Raw genomic sequence first — 1106 nt, 5'->3', positions numbered from 1 at the left:
GATGTCGGCGCCGGCAATGAAGGCCTTGTCGCCGCTGCCTGTCAAAATCGCGCCGTGTACCGCGACGTCGGCCTTGGCGTCCTCGAACGCCGCCTTCAAATCCCTCCAGGTCGGCGTGTTGAGTGCGTTGAGAACCTTCGGGCGATTGAGGGTGACGTAGGCGACACCGTTCTTTTTCTCATAGAGCACGTTTGCGAGCGCCAGGACGTCGGCCATTGTTGTCTCCTGTGATCCGGGGAAGGGGCGGGCGGAACTCGTGAACTCCGCCCGCGCAGTGTCATGATCAGACGAAGGCGCCGATGCCGGTGATGGCCTTGCCGACGATGAGGTTCTGCATCTGGTAGGTACCCTCGTAGGAATAGAGCGCCTCGACGTCGGCGAACAGCTTGCCGACATGGTAGTCGGCAACGATGCCGTTGCCGCCCAGGAGCTCGCGGCCCCAGGCCACCGTCTCGCGCGCCTTTGCAGTACAGAAGGCCTTTGCGAGCGCGGCGTGGTGATCGCTGAGCTTGCCTTCGTCGTCGAGCTGCGCCAGCCGAAGCATCAGGCACTGGCAGGCTGTGAGGTTGCCGAGCATCTTGGCCAGCAAATCCTGCACCAGCTGGAATGACGCGATCGGCTTGCCGAACTGGAGGCGGCTCTGGGTGTAGGCCAGCGTGTTCTCGAAGGCGCCCATCTGGGCGCCGGTCGAGGCCCATCCCACCATGTAGCGGGTCATGCGCAGCACGCGGGCGGTGTCACGGAATGAATTGCCGCCCTGCAGCCGGTTGGCTTCGGGAATGCGCACATCCTTCAGCGTGATCTGGCCGTTCTGCACGACCTTGAGCGCCATCTTGTTCTCGATCTTCTCCACGCTGAAACCGGGCGTGGTCTTGTTTTCGATGATGAAGCCCTTCACCTGGTTGTCGACGACGTCACGCGCCCAGATGATCGAGAGATCGCACCACGGCGCGTTGCCGATCCAGCGCTTTTGGCCGTTGAGGATCCAGGTATCACCCTCGCGTTTGGCGGTGGTGGTAAGGCCGCCGCTCGCGCCGGAGCCGGTCAGCGGTTCGGTCAGGCCGAAGCACCCGATCTTTTCCCAGCGTGCCATCTGCGGCAGCCAG

General features: G+C 63.3%; 2 protein-coding genes. Both read right to left on the bottom strand.

Annotation, left to right across the window (positions count from 1 at the left end):
- A partial coding sequence (locus FNJ47_RS46175) for an enoyl-CoA hydratase-related protein (RefSeq protein ID WP_175068524.1) occupies window positions 1–216 on the bottom strand: 216 nt, incomplete at its 3' end.
- 67 nt (window positions 217–283) lie between these two features.
- Window positions 284–1106 (bottom strand): acyl-CoA dehydrogenase family protein (locus tag FNJ47_RS46170; RefSeq protein WP_163163443.1); only part of this gene is annotated, 823 nt, incomplete at its 5' end.

This window comes from Bradyrhizobium uaiense, from assembly GCF_010811875.1.
GTDB classification, from domain to species: domain Bacteria; phylum Pseudomonadota; class Alphaproteobacteria; order Rhizobiales; family Xanthobacteraceae; genus Bradyrhizobium; species Bradyrhizobium uaiense.
Note: the sequence above shows the minus strand (reverse complement) of the source record. Positions and strands in the feature narration are given on the sequence as shown.